The sequence below is a fragment of the Flavobacterium acetivorans genome (genome assembly GCF_020911885.1).
GTDB lineage: Bacteria > Bacteroidota > Bacteroidia > Flavobacteriales > Flavobacteriaceae > Flavobacterium > Flavobacterium acetivorans.
This window is the reverse complement of record NZ_CP087132.1, coordinates 739,797-760,911: the sequence shown is the minus strand read 5'-3', so window position 1 is coordinate 760,911 and position 21,115 is coordinate 739,797. Positions and strand designations below refer to the sequence as shown.

Annotated in this window: 14 protein-coding genes; 8 read left to right on the top strand and 6 right to left on the bottom strand. The window is 36.5% G+C overall.

The features are described from left to right. Window positions 1–124: 124 nt before the first annotated feature. Window positions 125–1,921, bottom strand: a complete 1,797-nt coding sequence (gene lepA / locus LNP19_RS03400) for a translation elongation factor 4 (RefSeq protein WP_230064207.1) — start codon at window positions 1,919–1,921, stop codon at window positions 125–127. Between the two features lie 304 nt (window positions 1,922–2,225). On the opposite strand from lepA, the gene dusB reads away from it, so the two are divergent. Continuing rightward, window positions 2,226–3,218, top strand: coding sequence for a tRNA dihydrouridine synthase DusB (dusB, locus tag LNP19_RS03395; RefSeq protein WP_230063410.1), 993 nt, complete (start codon window positions 2,226–2,228; stop codon window positions 3,216–3,218). Window positions 3,219–3,356: 138 nt separating this feature from the next. On the opposite strand, the gene LNP19_RS03390 is transcribed toward dusB, so the two are convergent. Then, window positions 3,357–4,556: an ABC transporter permease gene (locus LNP19_RS03390; protein ID WP_230063409.1), complete on the bottom strand. Its 1,200-nt coding sequence runs from the start codon at window positions 4,554–4,556 to the stop codon at window positions 3,357–3,359. 3 nt (window positions 4,557–4,559) lie between these two features. Further along, window positions 4,560–4,952, bottom strand: a complete 393-nt coding sequence (rbfA, locus tag LNP19_RS03385) for a 30S ribosome-binding factor RbfA (protein ID WP_230063408.1) — start codon at window positions 4,950–4,952, stop codon at window positions 4,560–4,562. 202 nt (window positions 4,953–5,154) lie between these two features. On the opposite strand from rbfA, the gene LNP19_RS03380 reads away from it, so the two are divergent. The 4 genes from LNP19_RS03380 (at window position 5,155) to LNP19_RS03365 (ending at window position 13,922) form a co-directional block, all read left to right on the top strand. Continuing rightward, the gene (locus LNP19_RS03380; RefSeq protein ID WP_230063407.1) at window positions 5,155–8,316 is read left to right on the top strand and encodes a UvrD-helicase domain-containing protein; all 3,162 of its coding nucleotides are present in this window, start codon (window positions 5,155–5,157) and stop codon (window positions 8,314–8,316) included. A gap of 47 nt (window positions 8,317–8,363) precedes the next feature. Beyond that, complete coding sequence (kbl, locus tag LNP19_RS03375) at window positions 8,364–9,557, top strand: glycine C-acetyltransferase (RefSeq protein ID WP_230063406.1); 1,194 nt, start codon at window positions 8,364–8,366, stop codon at window positions 9,555–9,557. Between the two features lie 122 nt (window positions 9,558–9,679). After that, the gene (locus tag LNP19_RS03370) at window positions 9,680–11,095 is read left to right on the top strand and encodes an OmpA family protein (protein WP_230063405.1); all 1,416 of its coding nucleotides are present in this window, start codon (window positions 9,680–9,682) and stop codon (window positions 11,093–11,095) included. A 64-nt stretch (window positions 11,096–11,159) separates the two neighbouring features. After that, on the top strand, window positions 11,160–13,922 hold the full coding sequence (locus LNP19_RS03365; RefSeq protein ID WP_230063404.1) for a PD-(D/E)XK nuclease family protein: 2,763 nt from the start codon (window positions 11,160–11,162) through the stop codon (window positions 13,920–13,922). A gap of 31 nt (window positions 13,923–13,953) precedes the next feature. Here LNP19_RS03365 and LNP19_RS03360 read toward each other — a convergent pair whose 3' ends face one another. The 3 genes from LNP19_RS03360 to LNP19_RS03350 form a co-directional block, all read right to left on the bottom strand. Next, window positions 13,954–14,745, bottom strand: a complete 792-nt coding sequence (locus tag LNP19_RS03360) for an alpha/beta fold hydrolase (RefSeq protein ID WP_230063403.1) — start codon at window positions 14,743–14,745, stop codon at window positions 13,954–13,956. An 86-nt stretch (window positions 14,746–14,831) separates the two neighbouring features. Beyond that, window positions 14,832–15,632, bottom strand: coding sequence for a TIGR00266 family protein (locus LNP19_RS03355; RefSeq protein ID WP_230063402.1), 801 nt, complete (start codon window positions 15,630–15,632; stop codon window positions 14,832–14,834). 254 nt (window positions 15,633–15,886) lie between these two features. Next, on the bottom strand, window positions 15,887–17,179 hold the full coding sequence (locus LNP19_RS03350) for an aminopeptidase P family protein (RefSeq protein WP_230063401.1): 1,293 nt from the start codon (window positions 17,177–17,179) through the stop codon (window positions 15,887–15,889). 389 nt (window positions 17,180–17,568) lie between these two features. On the opposite strand from LNP19_RS03350, the gene LNP19_RS03345 reads away from it, so the two are divergent. The 3 genes from LNP19_RS03345 (at window position 17,569) to LNP19_RS03335 (ending at window position 21,069) form a co-directional block, all read left to right on the top strand. Further along, window positions 17,569–18,234 carry a succinate dehydrogenase cytochrome b subunit gene (locus tag LNP19_RS03345; protein WP_230063400.1) on the top strand — a complete coding sequence of 222 codons (666 nt, stop codon included), beginning with the start codon at window positions 17,569–17,571 and terminating at the stop codon, window positions 18,232–18,234. 12 nt (window positions 18,235–18,246) lie between these two features. After that, complete coding sequence (locus LNP19_RS03340; protein WP_230063399.1) at window positions 18,247–20,247, top strand: fumarate reductase/succinate dehydrogenase flavoprotein subunit; 2,001 nt, start codon at window positions 18,247–18,249, stop codon at window positions 20,245–20,247. 75 nt (window positions 20,248–20,322) lie between these two features. Next, on the top strand, window positions 20,323–21,069 hold the full coding sequence (locus tag LNP19_RS03335; protein WP_072940924.1) for a succinate dehydrogenase/fumarate reductase iron-sulfur subunit: 747 nt from the start codon (window positions 20,323–20,325) through the stop codon (window positions 21,067–21,069). The last annotated feature ends 46 nt before the right edge of the window (window positions 21,070–21,115 follow it).

Here is a 21,115-nt window from a genome sequence, read left to right as displayed (position 1 = left end):
TTGAATTTTCTGAAATATTTTGAGGCTGTAGAGGTTTGATAAACAAAAAAACCTAACAATTTTCATCGTCAGGTTTCTCAATATTTTTAAAGTCCTTCCCTTCGGGAAGGATTTAGGATGGGATTTAATCATTCAATTTCAATACCGCCATGAAAGCTTCTTGAGGAATTTCAACGTTTCCTACTTGACGCATACGTTTTTTACCTTTCTTTTGTTTTTCAAGCAATTTACGTTTACGGGAAATATCTCCACCATAACATTTGGCAGTTACGTCTTTACGTAAGGCTTTTATGGTTTCACGAGCAATAATTTTAGCTCCAATTGCTGCTTGAATCGGAATGTCAAATTGTTGTCTCGGAATTAATTCTCTCAGTTTTTCGGTCATTTTTTTACCAATCTGGTAAGCATTATCTTCATGGATCAATGCCGAAAGTGCATCTACATTACTTCCGTTTAATAAAACGTCAAGTTTCACTAATTTAGAAGTTCGCATTCCTATTGGAGAGTAGTCAAAGGAAGCATATCCTTTAGAAACGGTTTTTAAGCGGTCATAAAAATCGAATACAATTTCAGCCAAAGGCATGTCAAAATTTAATTCGACTCTTTCTGTCGTTAAATAGGTTTGATTGGTAATTAAACCGCGTTTTTCGATACATAAACTCATTACGTTCCCTACAAAATCAGCTTTAGTGATAATCGTAGCTTTTATATATGGTTCTTCTACGTGGTCTAATTTAGAAGGTTCGGGTAAATCAGAAGGGTTGTTGACAATCAGAGGTGTTTCGGGATCCTTTTTGGTGTAAGCAAAATAGGAAACGTTAGGAACCGTTGTGATTACGGTCATGTCAAACTCTCTTTCCAGACGTTCTTGGATAATTTCCATGTGCAACATTCCTAAGAATCCGCAACGGAAACCAAAACCTAAGGCTGCTGAGCTTTCAGGGGTAAATACCAATGAAGCATCATTCAACTGTAGTTTTTCCATAGAAGAACGTAAATCTTCATAATCTTCGGTGTCTACTGGATAAATTCCAGCAAAAACCATCGGTTTTACATCTTCAAAACCGGTAATCATATTAGTAGTTGGTGTTTTAGCATCCGTCAAAGTATCACCTACTTTCACTTCTTTGGCTTCCTTGATTCCCGAAATCAAGTAACCAACATCACCTGCAGAAATCACTTGTTTCGGAACTTGGTTCAGTTTTAATGTCCCAATCTCGTCCGCAAAATATTCATTACCGGTAGCCATGAATTTAATTTTCTGACCTTTTTTGATTTCACCATTTTTTACACGAAAAATAACCTCAATTCCACGAAACGGATTGTAGTGTGAATCAAAAATCAATGCTTGTAAAGGCTCGTCAATATTTCCAGTTGGAGGCGGGATTTTTTCGATAATGGCTGCCAAGATGTTTTCGACACCAAAACCTGTTTTCCCCGAAGCATGAATAATATCTTCCAACTTACATCCTAGTAAATCAATAATATCATCACTTACTTCCTCAGGATTTGCACTCGGTAAATCTACTTTGTTCAAAACTGGAATAATTTCCAAGTCATTTTCTAAAGCCAAATATAAATTCGAAATCGTTTGGGCCTGAATGCTTTGTGCTGCATCTACAATCAAAAGTGCGCCTTCGCAAGCCGCAATTGAGCGAGAAACTTCATACGAAAAATCTACGTGTCCGGGAGTGTCAATCAAATTCAGGATATATTCTTCACCCTTATAAGTGTATTCCATCTGAATCGCATGACTCTTAATCGTAATCCCACGTTCGCGCTCCAAATCCATGTTATCTAGCAATTGCGCCTTTTCTTCACGAGCAGTAACGGTTTGTGTAGCGCCAAGTAAACGGTCAGCAAGCGTACTTTTACCGTGGTCAATATGTGCAATAATGCAGAAATTCCTTATTTTTTTCATTTTTTCCATCTGTCAATTTTATTTTTGGCTTGCCCTGATTTCTTTCAGGGCGTGACCCAATCCCGATAGCTATCGGGAGAGCTATCCGTTACAATCCTTTCTTTTTTAAGAAAAAAGAAAGGGATTTCCACTGCTATCCCTCACGCACATTCGCAAATCGCGACAATTAATCTGCAAATATACGCTAAATTCAGTAGCGTCAAAGCCTAGATTTTACAAACTAAAGGGTTTATAACTAAGTCTTTCTTCTTTCTTCTTTTATCCTTTCGTCTAAAAAACGTAATTTTGCACCAAAATTAAGCAGATGGTCAAGATTGGCAACATAGAATTACCTGATTTTCCTTTACTTCTCGCACCCATGGAAGACGTGAGTGACCCTCCGTTTCGCAGATTGTGCAAGGCTCATGGCGCCGATTTGATGTATTCGGAATTTATTTCTTCCGAAGGATTAATCCGAGATGCCATCAAGAGCCGAATGAAATTGGATATTTTTGATTACGAACGCCCGGTTGGAATCCAGATTTTTGGTGGTGATGAGGAAGCAATGGCTTTGTCGTCTAAAATTGTCTCAACTGTAAACCCAGATTTAATCGATATTAATTTTGGTTGTCCCGTAAAGAAAGTAGTGTGTAAAGGAGCTGGAGCTGGAGTTTTGAAAGATGTAGATTTGATGATCCGCCTGACCCAAGCTGTTATTGATAGTACCCATTTGCCGGTAACGGTAAAAACTCGTTTGGGATGGGATGATAATTCTATCAATATTGATGAGGTTGCAGAGCGTTTACAAGATATAGGAGTTGCTGCCTTGAGTATTCACGCCAGAACTCGTGCCCAAATGTACAAAGGCCATTCTGACTGGTCGCATATCGCCCGAGTGAAAAACAACCCTAGAATCACGATGCCTATTTTTGGTAACGGTGATATTGACAGTCCGGAAAAAGCACTACAATATAAAAACGAATACGGCATCGACGGGATTATGATTGGTCGTGCTGCTATTGGTTACCCTTGGATTTTTAACGAAATAAAGCATTATTTCAAAACAGGGGAACATTTGGCTAAACCGACGGTTGCTGATAGAGTGGAAGCGGTGCGCAATCACTTAACCTGGGCAATGGAATGGAAAGGAGAACGATTAGGAATTGTAGAAACAAGACCACACTATACTAATTATTTCAAAGGAATTCATTCGTTCAAACCATTCAAACAACAATTGGTTACACAAGATAATCCAGCCGAATTATTCGCAATTTTAAATAATATAGAACAAGCTTATGTGGGTTATGAGGTTGTTTAGTAAGATAGATTTTTTAATATTTCAAACCCGAATTTAAGTAGTTTACTGCTAAAATTCGGGTTTTCTGTTGTTTAATTATCTTAATCTCGGAATGGTTTTTATAAAGATATTACCGTCTGTCTCAATGTTAAAAATAAGTTAATCCAATAATTTCTTACTCACTCTGCTACTCGCAATCAACGAAGCAATAAAGCCAAGCGTAATAATTGTTGCTAAAACAATCAATACGTTTTCAAGAGAAAAAACAACCGGATAGGCTAATGTTGGGGTAATCATGATTAATTCAAAATGTTGTTGCAGGAGTACAATTACAATCCCTAAAATGAGTCCGATAATTCCGCCAACAACACTTAGTAAGGTGCCCTGAAGAAGGAATATTTTACGCAAATCTTTGATTTCAGTTCCCAGATTGAAAAGCGTTTTTAGATTGCTTTTTTTGTCGAGAATCATCATAATAAGTGCTCCAATCAAGTTGAAAAGTGCCACCACAATAACCAAGGTAAAGATTAAATACACGGCAATATTCTCTGTATTCAACATTTTATATAAGGATTCATTGAGTTGAGCCCTGTTTTTTACCGTAATTTTGTTGTTAAAAATTGCTTGAAGTTGCTCTATTATAAGACTCTCGCTGGCTCCTTTTTTCTCTTTGATTTCTATTCCGGAGATCTGGTTGGATTTGTATCCCAATAGTTCTTGGGCTAAAGCTAAATCGGCAAAAACGTATTTGGAATCTAAATCTTCGCTTATGGCATAAATTCCAACAGGGAATACATCACTTTTATTAAATGCCTGTTCCTCATTTTCTATGTTTCCTTTTCCTGGTTTTGGGACTAAAACTTGCAGTTGATTGTTGAAATCCAGTAAACCCATCGAGAATTTCTGTGCGATTCCATAGCCTACAACCACTTGATAAGTATTAGGCTCAATCCATTGACCGTTATAAAGTGTTTTTTTAATGTCGTTGACTTTGCTAAAGTTAGAGTCAACACCTTTTAGAGAAGTAACTTGTTGTTTGTCATCAAATACAAATAAAACACGTTCTTCTATTATTTTAGAATAAGAGGCAAGACCATCAATTTTTTTGATTTGTGCTTCCTGTTCAGGAGAAACGAAAAAAGATTTTCCTAAAGTGCTGCTTATTTTTAGATCGGGATCGATGTCATTGCTGAACGAAAGACTAAAAACTTTCAATCCGCTAAAGACAGAAAGAACCACAAACAGAGCCATCGCACCCACAATGATTCCCATACTCGCGATACGATTGATGATGTTTATGGCATTGTTTTTACTGTTACTAAGGATGTAACGTTTGGCTATGTAAAGAGGAAAATTCAAATTTTATTTAAACTTACGTTTCTCTAAAAGATCTCTGTTCTCTATAGGATTGTCTCTATTGGCAAGTGCATTGTCAATTTTTTCAATGTAATCTAATGAATCATCAATAAAGAAAACCAAATTAGGTACTTTTCTCAATTGCAAACGCACTCTTTGTGATAAATCGTGTTTTATGTTTTTAGCATTTGACTTAACTGCTTCTAAAATCTCTTTTGCTTTATCCTGTGGGAAAACACTTAAATGAACTGTAGCCACAGATAGATCTGTAGTTACCGTAACCTTGGATACCGAAATAATTAAATTAGCTACTCCGTTTTTTCTCACTTCACCTTGCAGGATGTCCACCAAATCTTTTTGGATAACCCCACCTATTTTTTTCTGTCTATTTGTTTCCATAGTGCAAAAATACTACTTTTAAGCATTAAACGAACAATTTTTAAAAACAACCTAATAATAGTTGTGTTTTTAGAAGCTTTTCCTGCTGTACACTCTGTCTTTCCTGCCAAAATCTGGCAAGAAAGGATGCCGTTCCGATAACTATCGGAACCATCAGGGCTAGGGCATTCGAGAAATCCAAAATTGTTAATCTAAAATCCAAATGCAAAGACCTTCTTTCTCCATATATGACGCATCAGCCGGTTCAGGAAAAACTTATGCGCTTGTCAAAGAATACCTGAAAATTATTTTGGTAGCCAAAAAAAATGATGCTTATCGAAATATTCTCGCCATCACCTTTACCAACAAAGCGGTACACGAAATGAAAAGCCGTATTGTAGGAAGTTTGTCAGAATTTGCCAAAGACACGCCTTCGGAAAAAGCACAGGATTTGATGCAAGATTTAGCGACTGATACACAACTTTCTATTGTTGAAATCAAAACCAAATCCCAGCAAATCATCAAGCATATTATTCATAATTATGCTGCTTTTGATATTTCGACTATCGATAAGTTTACTCATAAAGTGATTCGTGCTTTTGCCCATGATTTAAATCTGCCTATGACTTTTGAAGTCACTTTGGATACCGAGAATTTACTGATTGAAGCCGTAGACGCCATCATTGCACAAGCAGGCGAAGATGAAACCTTGACTAAATTACTCATCGATTTCACGATGGAAAAAACCGATGATGACAAGTCTTGGGATATTTCTCGTGAAATTCTCGATACAGGTCGCTTGGTGCTCAATGAAAATCACCGTTCAGAAATCACCCATTTTCACGATAAATCCATTGCAGAATTTGTAGAAATAAAAAAAAAACTCGCCGAAAGCTGTAAAGTTATCGACAAAGAAAACGCCTCCTTAGCCGAAGGATTATTGGCTTTAATAGAAAATAACGGAATTGATTTAAAGTCGTTTTCTCGTGGTACTTTTCCCAATCATTTGGTCAGCATTCGAGATGGAAAATTCAACCCGAAAAACAAAACCTTTCACGAGTTTGATGATATAGCGATCAATAAGACGGCTAAAGATCGCGCTTTAATAGAAAATTTAATCCCAGAGTTAATAAAAATTCTAGGAACAATTTATAAAAATTTCGAAAAAAGAGATTTCTACAAAGCTTTTCTGAAAAATATAACGCCGCTTTCTTTGTTGAATACAGTGAGCAATGAATTGGCAAAAATTCAAGAAGAGCAAAATGTACTTTCTATAAGTGAGTTTAACGCTATTATTCACCGGGAAATTCAAAATCAGCCCGCGCCTTTTATTTATGAACGATTAGGGGAGCGTTACCGTCATTTCTTTATTGATGAATTTCAGGATACGTCGGAGATGCAGTGGCAAAACTTGATTCCGCTGATCGATAATGCGCTTTCGGGTCAAGATGATTTTGGAGAAAAAGGAACCTTGATGATTGTGGGAGATCCCAAACAATCCATTTACCGATGGCGCGGTGGAAAAGCGGAGCAGTTTATTGAATTGAGTAAAGACAATAATCCGTTTAATAATCCAGATAAAAAGCTGGAACATTTAGATAAAAATTACCGTTCTTATTCACAAGTTATTGATTTTAACAATGAATTTTTTAAGTTAGTTTCTGGTGAATTTGAACATCCTGATTACAAAGATTTGTATGAAAATCACAGTCATCAAAAAACCAATGATAAAAAGGGTGGTTATGTCAATATCTCTTTTATTCCAAAAATAGAATCGTCTGGTGAAGATGAAGAAGCTTTGGATAAAACAGAATTATATGTATTAGCGACTTTAAACACCATCCAGAAAGTGCTTCGCGAAGGCTTTGAATACAAGGATATTGTAATTTTAACGCGAAAAAGAGGCCAAGGAATAGCGATTGCAAATTATTTGACGGAGCAAAGGATTCCGCTTTTATCGTCAGAAACGCTGATGATTCAAAATGCAACCGAAGTTAGATTGATTATTCACTTATTAAAATACCTGAAAAACAACGCCGACTTAGAAGCGAAAGCTTATTTCTTGCATTACATCGCCGAAAATATTCAGGATCAATTGCCAGTTCATGATTTCATTGCCAGAGGAATGGAACACAAACAGGAAATCGATTTTGAGAATTGGTTGATGAGTTTTGATATTTCGCTGTCTTTTCAAAATATACGTAAAAAATCATTGTATGAAGCGGTCGAAATTATTGTATCAAAGTTTTTATCCCAAAACCTTGCTAAAGGAGGCGGAGCCTATGTGCAATATTTTCTTGATATTGTTTTGGAACGAGATGTACGAAACCAAGCTGGAATTGCTGATTTCTTGAATTTTTGGGACAAAAATGCCGAGAAATTCAGTATTCCGTCACCCGAAGGAAATAATGCGGTTCGTATTATGACGATCCATAAATCTAAAGGATTGGAGTTTCCGGTGGTAATTATGCCTTTTGCAGAAGAGGATTATAGCAGAAAACCTAAAGATAAACTATGGTTAGATGCCACGGAAATGGATTTTGGCTTGCCCAAAGTTTTAATAGACAACAGTAGCGCCGTGGAGGGTTTTGGAGAAGAAGCAAAATCGGTTTATGATCTAAAAAAACAAGAAGAATTATTGGATAATGTCAATGTTTTGTACGTGGCTTTAACTCGTGCAGAAGAACAATTGTATGTTATTTCAAATATGAATCTGACGAGTAAAGGAGAGGTAAAGACTAATGATATGTCGACTTTCTTTATTAATTATTTAATGAATTACAGCGAATTCGATGAAAATAAATTGGAGTATGAGTTTGGAAATTCTAAAAAATTATCTTCAGCTTCAAAGCATGTTGATGCTTCAAAAAAGATTGAAGTAGCGGCAGAAACTTTAAATCCTAAGAATATAAAAATCGCCCAGCGCGAAGCTTTAATGTGGGGAACGCATCAGCAGGAATCCATTGAGTACGGAAACCTGGTACATGAAATTTTATCATTTGTGAAAACAAAAGAAGATGTGGACTTGGCTGTTGCTAAAGCTATCGAAAACGGATTGATTAATTTTGGTCAAAAAGAGGTGGTCTATCAAACGATTCAGGACATTGTCAATCATAAAGAATTGGAACTGTTTTTTGAGGAAGGGAATATTGTTTTGAACGAACAAACCATCATTCAAAAAGAGGGAAGCACCATAAAGCCGGATCGAATGGTTTTAACTAAAGCGAAAGAAGTTTTTCTATTAGATTATAAAACAGGAACTCATAATCCGAAATACAAAATACAACTAGAGAATTACCAAAGTGCTATTGAATTAATGGGGTATAAAGTGATAAAAAAATCGCTAATTTATATCGGAAAAGAAATTGATGTAGTAGCTTTGTAAGCTAAAATGGCAACAGAACTAAATTATAAAAACTAAAAAGCTTAAAAATGTACGGGAAAATTAAAGAACATCTTCAAAATGAATTGCAAACTATTGAAGACAACGGAATATTTAAAAAAGAAAGAATCATAACATCTCCTCAAGGAGCAGAAATTACGATTTCGACAGGAGAAACGGTTTTGAATTTTTGTGCCAATAATTATTTAGGTTTGTCATCTCATCCAGAGGTGATTCAAGCTGCCAAAGATGCGATGGATACACATGGTTTCGGAATGTCATCTGTACGTTTCATTTGTGGAACACAAGATATTCATAAAACATTAGAAAGGAAAATTTCGGAGTTTTACGGAACAGAAGATACAATTCTTTATGCTGCTGCTTTTGATGCAAATGGAGGTGTTTTTGAGCCTTTATTAGGTGAAGGAGATGCGATTATTTCGGATAGTTTAAATCATGCTTCTATTATTGACGGTGTACGTTTGTGTAAAGCGTCTCGCTACCGTTATGAAAATAGTAATATGGAGGATTTGGAACAACAACTGATCAAAGCTAATGAGGCTGGAAGTCGTTTTAAAATAATTGTGACTGATGGTGTATTCTCTATGGATGGTGTTGTTGCGCCTTTGGATAAAATTTGTGATTTAGCAGATAAATATGATGCCATGGTTATGGTGGATGAATGCCATGCAGCAGGTTTTATAGGTGCAACAGGCAAAGGAACACTGGAAGCTAAAGGAGTGATGGGAAGAGTGGATATTATCACAGGCACACTTGGGAAAGCATTAGGAGGAGCTATGGGTGGTTATACTACAGCCAAGAAAGAAATAATTGAATTGTTACGTCAACGTTCCAGACCATATCTGTTCTCCAATTCATTGGCACCTGCCATTGTGGGAGCTTCAATCAAGGTTTTTGAATTATTAGAAAAAGACACCACTTTAAGAGATAAATTGGAGTGGAATACAAATTACTTCAAAGAAGGAATGAAAAAAGCAGGTTTTGATATTGTAGACGGAGATTCTGCTATTGTTCCTGTGATGTTGTATGATGCAAAATTGTCTCAAACAATGGCAGATGAGTTGTTGAAAAAGGGAATTTATGTAATTGGATTCTTTTTTCCTGTTGTTCCAAAGGACAAAGCAAGGATTAGAGTGCAATTATCTGCAGCACATACCAAAGAGCATTTGGATAAGGCAATAGGCGCATTTATTGAGGTTGGCAAGGCTTTGAAGGTTGTATAGTGCTTATTTTTAGCTAGTTTTGGTATTTTTTTTCGTATTTTATTAACATTTTTTTTTGTAGTTAAAAATTTACGGGCTACTTTTGTTAGTAATTAACTAAATTGTAATTAAAAATAATAAGTATGAAACATCTTAACAAACTTTTAGTTGCTGTATTGATGACTATGGGATTAAGTTCTCACGCACAAGATAGTAACAACCCGTGGGCTATCTCCTTTGGAGCGAATGCCGTAGACACTAGAACAAGTGCTGGTGGTGGTAACGGATGGTTAGACCGTCATTTCTCACAACCATTTGCTGTGAAAGACAATTGGAACATACTTCCTTCTGTATCATATCTAAGTGTATCGAAATACATAGGAGATAATTTCTCTTTTGGAGTTGCTGGTTCAGTAAACAAAATTGACAAGTATGTAATGAGAGATACTAATGGTGCATTAATGGTTACTAATCCAGGAGACTTGATGTATTATGGAATTGATGCTACTATCAAATATAGCTTCATGAACTTAATTAACTCTAAAGTAATTGATCCGTCTTTATCTGTTGGAGGAGGTTATACTTTCTTTGGAGATAGTAGTTATGGAACATTAAATCCAGGAGCTGGTTTGACATTTTGGCTTACTGAAAATGTTGGTTTAGAACTTGCTACAAAGTATAAAAAATCATTTGGAGACAGAGAAGATGCTTCTGGTACTCCAGATGCTCCAACTCACTTTCAACATTCTGCTGGTATCATCTTCAAGTTTGGAGGTAAAGATACTGACGGAGATGGTATTTATGATAAAGATGATGCTTGTCCAGAAGTTGCTGGTTTAAAAGAATTCCAAGGTTGTCCTGATACTGATGGAGATGGTATTCCAGACAAAGATGATGCTTGTCCAGATGTTGCAGGTCCAAAAGAATTAAATGGATGTCCTGATACTGACGGAGATGGAATCGCTGATAAAGATGATGCTTGTCCAGATGTTGCTGGTTTAGCTTCTTTGAAAGGATGCCCTGATACTGATGGAGACGGAATTGCTGATAAAGACGACAAATGTCCTACAGTGAAAGGTCCAAAAGAAAACGGAGGTTGCCCATGGCCTGATACTGATGGAGATGGCGTTTTAGACAAAGATGATGCTTGTCCTACAGTTCCTGGTCCAGCAAGTAACAAAGGTTGTCCTGAAGTTTCGGCTGAGGTTATGAAACAATTGAACGATTATGGTAAAGTAATTTTGTTTGATTCTGGAAAATCTACTTTCAAAAAACAATCTTATACTGTTTTGAAATCAATCGCTGATATCTTGAAAGAATATCCTAATTCAAACTTTATGATTGAAGGACATACTGATAGCGATGGAAGTAATGCATTAAACCAATCTTTATCTGAAAACAGAGCTGCAGCGGTTAAAAATTACTTAATTGAAAACGGTATTGATGCTAGCAGATTAAGATCTACTGGTTATGGTGAAACTAAACCAATTGATAGCAACAAAACTGCTAAAGGAAAAGCTAACAACAGAAGAGTTGAAGTTTCTTTAATCAAAGAATAATTTTTTCCTAAAATATTTATGAGAAACGTCCCGATTTATCGGGGCGTTTTTTTATTTTTATAAAATGATAGATTCTTCTTTTTTAGATAAAATAGCGCAAGTTTTAGTTCAAGATTACTCCGATAAGTTATCGAATACCATAGTAGTTTTGCCAAATAAAAGAGCCAAGATATTCTTAGTCGAGGCCTTAAAAAAACAAGTTCCAACAAATATTCTTTCACCAGAAATTATTAGTATTGAGGATTTTATTCAGGATATTGCCGGTATTCGTTCTGTAGATCCTATCGAATTACTATTTGAGTTTTATGAAGTTTATTTATCCATAACGGAGAAATCCAATCAACAATCATTTGAGTTGTTTGCTAATTGGGCCAAAATGCTGCTGCAAGATTTTAATGAAATTGACCGCTATTTATTGGATCCATCTCATGTTTTGTCTTATTTGAAGGACATTGAAGACATCAAAAAATGGGGAATCGAAGTAGAAAACAAAACTCAGTTGCTTGAAAATTATATTGATTTTTGGAAACTCCTACCACATTATTACCAATCATTATATGCTCATTTGTTAAAAAAAGGGATTGGTTACCAAGGATTAATTTACCGTCAAGCGGTAGAAAATCTGATTCATTTTTCGAATTCTGTTGTTAATAAGCAATATCTGTTTGCCGGATTTAATGCATTGAATGCTTCTGAAGAAAAAATCATCCAACATCTTATTGCTTCTGACCAAGCTCAGATTTATTGGGACGCCCACCAAACATTTTTGAATGATCCATTTCACGATGCCGGATTGTTCATAAGAAGGTTCAAGGCGAGTTGGAAACACTATAAATCAAATCCTTTTGAATGGATTGTAGATGATTTTTCGAAATCTAAAAACATTCAAATTATAGGCACACCCAAAACCATAGGTCAGGCCAAAATTACTGGAAGTATCATTGAAAGTATCATTAATGAAAATCCAAACACTTCTCTTGATAAAGTAGCCGTTGTTCTTGGCGAAGAGAATTTACTGGTTCCGTTGTTGTATTCTTTGCCTTCGACTGTGGGTGCTTTGAATATTACGATGGGCTATCCGAGTAAAAATAATCCTGCACAAATTTTGATTGCGAAACTCTTTAAAATGCATACCAATGCTTTGTCTCGAAAATCAAATAGTTATGTTTTTTATTATAAAGATGTATTGGATATTTTGACTCATCCTTTGGTGGAACCGTATGCTAAAACGACAGCTTTAGTGAATGTTATCAACCAGAATAATTACACTTTTATCACGCATCAGAAAGTGATGGAGTTGAATCAAGTACCAACGGATTTGTTTTTGTTGCTTTTCCAAAAATGGGAAAAAGGATCGATTGCAGTTTTACAAACCGTTTCTAGTTTGTTACTGACTATTAAGAATAATCTGAGTAATGATAATGAAGAAGAAAAAATTACCAAAGCCTTTGTTTTCGCTATTTTCAAAGTAATCAACAAATTGATTAATTACTATTCAAAGCACGAACATATTGATAAAATTGAAACTTTGCACGCCATTTACAAACAGGTAATTGATTTGGCTGAAGTTTCTTTTGAAGGAGAACCTTTGAATGGTTTACAGATTATGGGAGTTTTAGAAAGTCGGGTATTGGATTTTGATACCGTAATTGTCACTTCGATGAATGAAGGGAAATTTCCGGCGGGCAAATCACAAAATTCATTCATTCCTTATGATGTAAAAAGGGAATTGGGATTGCCTACTTTCAAAGAGAAAGACGCAATTTATACCTATCATTTTTATCATTTGTTGCAACGTGCCAAAAATATTTATTTGTTGTATAATACCGAAAGTGAAGGTCTGGATGCAGGTGAAAAGAGCCGATTTATCACCCAATTAGAAGTCGAAAAGCAGCGAAATCATAAGTTGACACACGAAATTTATAACGCGGTGTTACCAGAAACGGCTTATGTGCCGATGGTAATTGAAAAATCCGAAGCAGTGATGTTGCGCTTAAATGAAATTGCCAGTGTCGGTTTCTCGCCTTCGGCTTTGACGAGCTATATCCGAAACCCGATTCAGTTTTATTTCCAAAAGATTTTGCGCATTCGCGAAGTCGAAGAAGTCGAAGAGAATATTGCCTTGAATACCTTGGGAACGATAATTCATGAAACCTTAAAAGCCTTATACGATCCTTTTGTGGGTAAATTTATTTCAGAAACCGATATTGAAATTTGCTTTAAGGAAATAGATGTTGAGGTTTTGAAACAATTTAAAATTGTTTATAAAGAAGGAGAAATTAAAAAAGGACGAAATCTTCTTGCTTTTGAAGTAGCTAAACGAAATGTTTCTAATTTCTTAAAAGTGGAATTAGAAAGTATAAAAGCCGGTGATGCTATTAAAATCATTGCATTAGAAAAAACCTTTGAACGCATTTTAGAACATCCTAGCTTGCCTTTTCCGGTATTGATAAAAGGAAATGTAGATAGAATAGAAGAGCGCAACGGTGTCATTCGAATCATCGATTATAAAACGGGAAAAGTAGAGAAAGCCAGCGTGACTTTGAAAGCTTGGAAAGGCTTGACCGAAGAAATTAAAAACGACAAAATTATTCAAGTTTTGGCTTATGCCTATATGTATGAAACAGAAGCAAAGGGAAAACCCATTGAAGCTGGAATTATTTCGTTTAAGAACTTAAAGTCAGGTTTTTTGCCTTTTAATTTTAAAGAAGAAAAAGAAGCCAAACAAATTATTGATGGAGAAGTAATGACGAATTATCTCGAACAGATTGTGTCGCTCTTGACAGAAATATTAGATCAAACCATTCCTTTTGAGGAGAAAGTGTAATGATTTTTTAACCCCAAAGATCATAAAGTCATTATTGGGTTTGAATCTTTTTGAAAAAATCTAATAATACTTCAGTAAGCTCTCCTTGATTTTCAATGTGGCTCATGTGTCCGTCTGGGAAAGAAACCAATTCTACCTCGGTGTTTTTAATTTGTTTTTTAGTTTCTTCGTATTGTAAAACGGGATCTTTTTCGCCTAAAATAAGCAATATAGGAAATGGACTAAGATGGAGTAAAACTTCGCGGTCATCTCTTATTTTCATTCCTTCCAGCGAGGCAACAATGGCTTGAAGTGGAGTTTTTAACGCCTCTTTTTTTACATTTTCAATTTCTTCGGATAATCTTTCTCGATTGTTTTCGCTAAATAAATTGGCGATAGCCAAGCGAACAAAATTGATATAGCTTTGTTTTACTGCTTTGATGGCGCGGTCTCTGTTTAATTTTCTTTCATCGCTATCGGCTTTGGCGGTTGAATTTAATAAAACCAGGCCTTTGACAAAATCAGGATACAATTCAGCGAAAGCGAGTGCTACATAACCACCCATAGAATGGCCTACAAAAATGGCTTTCCGGATGCGCAATTCTGCTAAAACGGCATGCACAGCATAGGCATTGTCTTCCATACTATGAACATAACCCAAACATTCCGTTTCTCCATGACCTAATAAATCAATAGCGATGACGCGGTTTTTCTTAGCGAAAGCTGCAATGTAATTGCTCCACATCGTCTTGTTTTCTAAAAAACCGTGCAATAAAACTACAGCCGTTCCTTTGCCGGTGTCCGTATAAGAAATGCTGCTGTTTTTAAATTGAATTTGTTTCAAGGGGAAAGTTTCTGTTGCTGCAAAATTAGAGTTTTTATCTTATTTCAAATAAAAAACGGCTCCCATTTCTGAAAGCCGTGTGTAAATTAGAATCGTCTGTCACCATCAAGTAAACTTCCTAAGCCGCCAAGAATACTTCCTTCTTCACGGCTGTTTCCTCCGGCTCTTGGTGCCGAAGCGATGATTCTGTCTGCTAATCGGCTGAAGGGTAAGGATTGCACATACACTGTTCCGGGTCCGCGAAGCGTGGCGTAAAATAAACCTTCGCCTCCAAAAATGGAGTTTTTAATACCGCCAATGAATTCAATATCATAATCGATATCTTTAGTAAATCCTACGATACAACCCGTGTCTACTTTTAGGACTTCGCCGGCGCGTAGTTCTTTTTTGGCTAAGGTTCCGCCCGAATGTACAAAAGCCATTCCATCACCTTCAATTTTTTGCATAATGAAACCTTCACCGCCAAAAAGACCGGTGCCTATTTTTTTGGAGAATTCGATTCCGACGGAAACGCCTTTGGCGGCGCAAAGGAAAGAGCTTTTTTGGCAGATGAATTTTCCTTGAAATTCGGTCAAATCAATTGGGAGGATTTTGCCGGGATATGGAGAAGCAAAAGATACCTTGCCTTTGGTATGGTTTTGATTGATGAAGGCGGTCATGAACAAGCTTTCGCCGGTCAGGACTCTTTTTCCGGCATTTAAAAGTTTGCCAAATAAACCGGATTGTTGTTCTGATCCGTCGCCAAAGATGGTTTGCATCTGGATGTTATTGTCCATCATCATAAAACTGCCTGCTTCGGCAATGACGATTTCTTGCGGGTCTAATTCGATTTCTACATATTGCATTTCTTCGCCAAATATCTGGTAATCTATTTCGTGTGCTGTCATAATTTTAGTTTTTTGATATTCGTAATTAGTTGGAAACTTATTTGAAATGTTACATTTTTATGATTTATTTAAGCGTTTTTTGCACAAGGGATGGCAGCGGAAAGCCCGCAGTCCCGATTTTTTCGGGATGAGGACTTATAGCGTACAGCCCGACCTTGCCGTAGTTTACGAAGGCGAGGATGTGCCATAATTTAACAGAAAACGGCTCACATTGCTGTGAACCGTCTTTTTTCTGTTTTTTTCTGTTTTCTTACTTAAGAATTCATCAAGCTTTCTATTTCGTCCACTTCAATCGGGATGTTGCGCATCAGGTTAAATGGAGCACCGGTTTCCTGAATAACTACATCATCTTCCAGACGAATTCCGAAACCTTCAGCCGGAATATAGATTCCCGGTTCTACGGTGAAAACCATATTGGCTTGCATTGGGTCAGTTAGGATTCCGTAATCGTGGGTGTCTAGTCCCATGTGGTGCGAGGTTCCGTGCATGAAGTATTTTTTATACGCTGGCCAATCCGGATTTTCGTTTTGTACATCAGCTTTATCGATTAATCCTAAACCAAGCAATTCCGAAGTCATGATTTTACCTACCTCAATATGGTATTGTTTCCACATGGTTCCCGGAACCAGCATTTTAGTGGCTTCATTTTTTACATTTAAAACGGCATTGTAAACGGCTTTTTGTCTTTCAGAGAATTTTCCTGATACCGGAATGGTACGCGTCATATCACTTGAATAATTAGCATATTCAGCACCTACATCGAGTAAAATTAAATCACCGGCCTTACATTGTTGATTGTTTTCTATATAATGCAATACGTTGGCGTTATTTCCTGAGCCAATAATTGGAGTGTAAGCAAAACCTTTGGAACGATTAGAAATAAATTCATGAATGAATTCGGCTTCAATTTCATACTCCATTACATTAGGTTTCACAAAGGAAAGGATTCTTCTAAAACCTTTTTCGGTGATATTGCAAGCTTGTTGGATTAGGTCTAATTCTTCGCTTTCTTTTACGGAACGGATGCGTTGCAAAATAGGATTGCTCTTGGCAACGGCATGTGCGGGGTATTTTTCTTTCCACCATTTCACAAAACGAGCTTCACGAGTTTCAGTCTCTACTGTTGCTCTGTAGTGTTCATTTGTATTGATGTAAATCGTATCTGAATGTGTCATTAATTCGAATAAAACTTTTTCGAATTCCTGTAACCAATACACGGTTTTGATTCCTGAAACGGCTAAGGCGCGCTCTTTAGTCAGTTTTTCTCCTTCCCAAACTGCAATGTGATCGTTAGTTTCTTTTAGGAATAAGATTTCTCTTTGGTGCTCGTAAGGAGCATCTGGAAATAATAATAAAATGCTTTCTTCTTGATCTACGCCACTTAGATAAAAAATATCGCGGTGCTGTGCAAAAGGCATTGTACTATCAGCGCTTATAGGATAAATATCATTTGAGTTAAAAACGGCTACACTTTTGGGCTTCATTTGGCCCATGAATTTAGCACGATTTTTTATAAATAAGTCACGGTCAATTTGATGGTATTTCATAACAATTCAGTTTATACTTTTAAGTATTCAAAAATACTAAGATTAAATCAGTTTAAGTTAGGAATTTGATAAATTTTATAGAAAAATAGTAAAGGCGGCAGTTTGGGATTTGGTCTTTAGATTACAGGTTTTGGGTTCAAGTTGTAACGTATTTTGTTGATTTTGTTGTATTTGTTTTTGGTGATAGAGGTGTTTTATTACAATCTAAAATTTTAAAAAGCTTTGGTTTGTTATTAATCATCAAGCAATCAGCGAAAAGTGTTTTTAAGAGAAGACCAAAAGCTTAATAAGGCACTTTAAAATCATTATAAATAACAGCGAAAAGGTTGTAGTTCATGTCTATTTGCTTTATTTTTGTCATATTTTTTAAAACAAATTATTCAAATCTTATGGCAAAATCTGCATTATTGAAGTCGTCAATAGCTAAAAAAGTTGCTATGGCGCTTTCAGGAATTTTTTTGATGTTGTTCCTCGCACAGCACTTCTTCATCAATATGACGTCGGTTTTTAGTTCTAATACTTTTAATTCGATATCCCATTTTATGGGGAACAATCCTTTGGTTCAATTCGTTATCCAGCCAATTTTAATCGTGGGAGTGATTTTTCACTTCATCATGGGTTTTGTTTTGGAAATTCAAAACAGAAATGCAAGACCGATTGCATATGCTAAAAATAACGGAGCGGCAAATTCTTCTTGGGCTTCAAGAAACATGATCTATTCTGGGGTAGTAATTCTTGCATTTTTAGGATTGCATTCTTACGATTTTTGGGTTCCAGAGATGGTGTATAAATACGTTGAAGTTAATCCATTGGATGAAACAAGGTATTTCCATGAATTAGTGGCAAAATTTGAAAGTCCAGTTCGTACTGCTTTATACTGCTTGTCATTTGTGTTGTTGTCTTTACACTTGCGTCACGGATTTAGTTCTTCTTTCCAATCAGTAGGACAAAATAACAAATACACCAAAGGGATGAAAGGTTTTGGATTATGGTTTTCTGTAATCGTTCCTTTAGGATTCGTAGTTATTGCATTATTTCATCATTTCAATCATTAATATTCAATTATAATGGCATTAGATTCAAAAATTCCAAATGGTCCAATTGCGGACAAATGGACCGATTATAAAGATCATATTAATTTAGTAAACCCTGCTAACAAACGTAATTTAGATATTATCGTTGTTGGGACAGGACTAGCAGGAGGTTCTGCCGCTGCTACTTTGGCTGAGTTAGGATATAACGTAAAAGCATTTTGTTTTCAAGATTCACCACGTCGTGCACACTCGATTGCAGCACAAGGGGGAATCAATGCGGCGAAAAATTATAAAGGAGACGGTGACTCCGTTCACAGATTGTTTTACGATACTGTAAAAGGAGGAGATTACCGTGCTCGTGAGGCAAACGTATACCGTTTGGCTGAAGTTTCTGCTAATATTATTGACCAATGTGTGGCTCAAGGAGTGCCATTGGCTCGTGAATATGGTGGATTATTAGACAACCGTTCTTTTGGAGGAACTTTGGTTTCTCGTACATTTTATGCTCAAGGGCAAACAGGACAGCAATTATTGTTAGGTGCTTATTCAGCAATGAACCGTCAAATTGGTCGTGGAAAAATCAAAATGTACAACCGTCACGAAATGCTTGAATTAGTTATCATTGATGGTAAAGCAAGAGGAATTATCGCCCGTAACTTAGTTACTGGTGAAATCGAGAGACATTCAGCTCACGCAGTTGTTATTGGGTCTGGAGGTTACGGCAACGTTTTCTTCTTATCCACTAATGCAATGGGTTCTAATGCTACTGCAGCTTGGAAAATTCACAAAAAAGGAGCTTTCTTCGCAAACCCTTGTTATACTCAAATTCACCCAACTTGTATTCCGGTTTCAGGAGATCACCAGTCTAAATTAACTTTGATGTCAGAGTCGTTACGTAATGACGGACGTATCTGGGTTCCTGCAAAATTAGAAGATGCGCAAGCGATTCGTGAAGGAAAGAAAAAAGCAACTGATTTAGCGGAAGCTGACAGAGATTATTTCTTGGAAAGAAGATATCCTGCTTTTGGTAACTTGGTGCCACGTGACGTAGCTTCTCGTGCTGCTAAGGAAAGATGTGATGCTGGTTTTGGTGTGAATAAAACAGGTGAAGCAGTTTACTTGGATTTTGCTGCTGCGATCCAACGTTACGGAAAAGAACAAGCACATATTAAAGGATTAGACGAAAACGATACTAAATTAGTAACTAAATTAGGTACTGATATCGTAAGAAGTAAATACGGGAACTTGTTCCAAATGTATTATAAAATTGTAGACGAAGATCCGTATACAACTCCAATGATGATTTACCCAGCGGTTCACTACACAATGGGTGGAACTTGGGTTGATTATAACTTGATGACTACAATTCCAGGTTGTTTCTCTATCGGAGAATCTAACTTCTCAGACCACGGAGCCAACCGTTTAGGAGCTTCTGCTTTGATGCAAGGTTTGGCTGATGGATATTTTGTATTGCCTTATACAATTGGTGATTATTTAGCTCCGGATATCAAAATGGGCACTATTTCTACAGATAGACCTGAGTTTGAACAAGCTGAGAAAAGCGTAAAAGATTTGATTGCTAACTTTATGAACAATAAAGGGACGCATTCAGTAGACCACTTCCACAAAAAATTGGGTAAAATTATGTGGAATAAAGTAGGGATGGCTCGTAATGCTAAAGGATTGACTGAGGCTATCGAAGAAATCGCTGCTTTACGTGAAGAGTTCTACAAAGATGTAAAAGTACCAGGAACTGACAAAGGATTCAACCAAGAGTTAGAAAAAGCAATTCGTGTTGCCGATTTCTTAGAACTAGGCGAATTGTTTGCTAAAGATGCCTTACACCGTAACGAATCTTGTGGAGGTCACTTCCGTGAAGAATACCAAACCGAAGAAGGGGAAGCTTTACGTGATGACGAAAACTTTGCCTATGTAGCTGCTTGGGAATACAAAGGAAAACCTAGCGATGCTGTATTACACAAAGAGCCATTGGTTTACGAAAACATCAAACTAGTTCAAAGAAGTTATAAATAGTAATTAGTCCAAAGTCCCTAGTCCAAAGTTACAGGCTTTAGACATTCGACTTTATGACTTTCAAACTAAAACAGTATGAAACTTACATTAAAAATATGGCGTCAGAAAAACGCCCAAGATAAAGGAGCAATGGTTGATTACAAAATCGACGGAATTGAACCAGACATGTCATTCCTTGAAATGCTTGACGTATTCAACGAACAACAAATCAATGCTGGTGAAGAACCAGTAGCTTTTGATCACGATTGTCGTGAGGGAATCTGCGGAATGTGTTCTTTATTCATCAATGGTGAAGCGCACGGACCAGACAGAGGAGTTACCACTTGTCAATTGCACATGCGTATGTTCAACGATGGAGATACGATCACTATTGAGCCATTCCGTGCTGCTGCTTTCCCGGTAGTTAAAGATTTAGTGGTTGACAGAAGTTCTTTTGACAGAATTCAACATGCTGGAGGATTTATTTCAGTAAATACTTCTGGAAATACAATTGATGCAAATACAATTCCTGTTAACAAGAAAGATGCTGATGACGCTTTTGATGCGGCGACTTGTATCGGTTGCGGCGCTTGTGTTGCTTCTTGTAAAAACTCATCTGCGATGTTGTTTGTGGCTGCTAAAGTGTCCCAATACGCATTGTTGCCTCAAGGTAGAATTGAAGCTACAGATCGTGTATTGAACATGGTAAATCAAATGGATCATGAAGGTTTTGGAAACTGTACCAATACCGGAGCTTGTGAGGTAGAATGTCCAAAAGGGATTTCTTTGGAGAACATCGCTCGTATGAACAGAGAATATTTATCTGCCTCTTTGAAAGGATAAAAACAACTCGTTTTATAATACTAAAAACGCATTCATTGATTTGAAT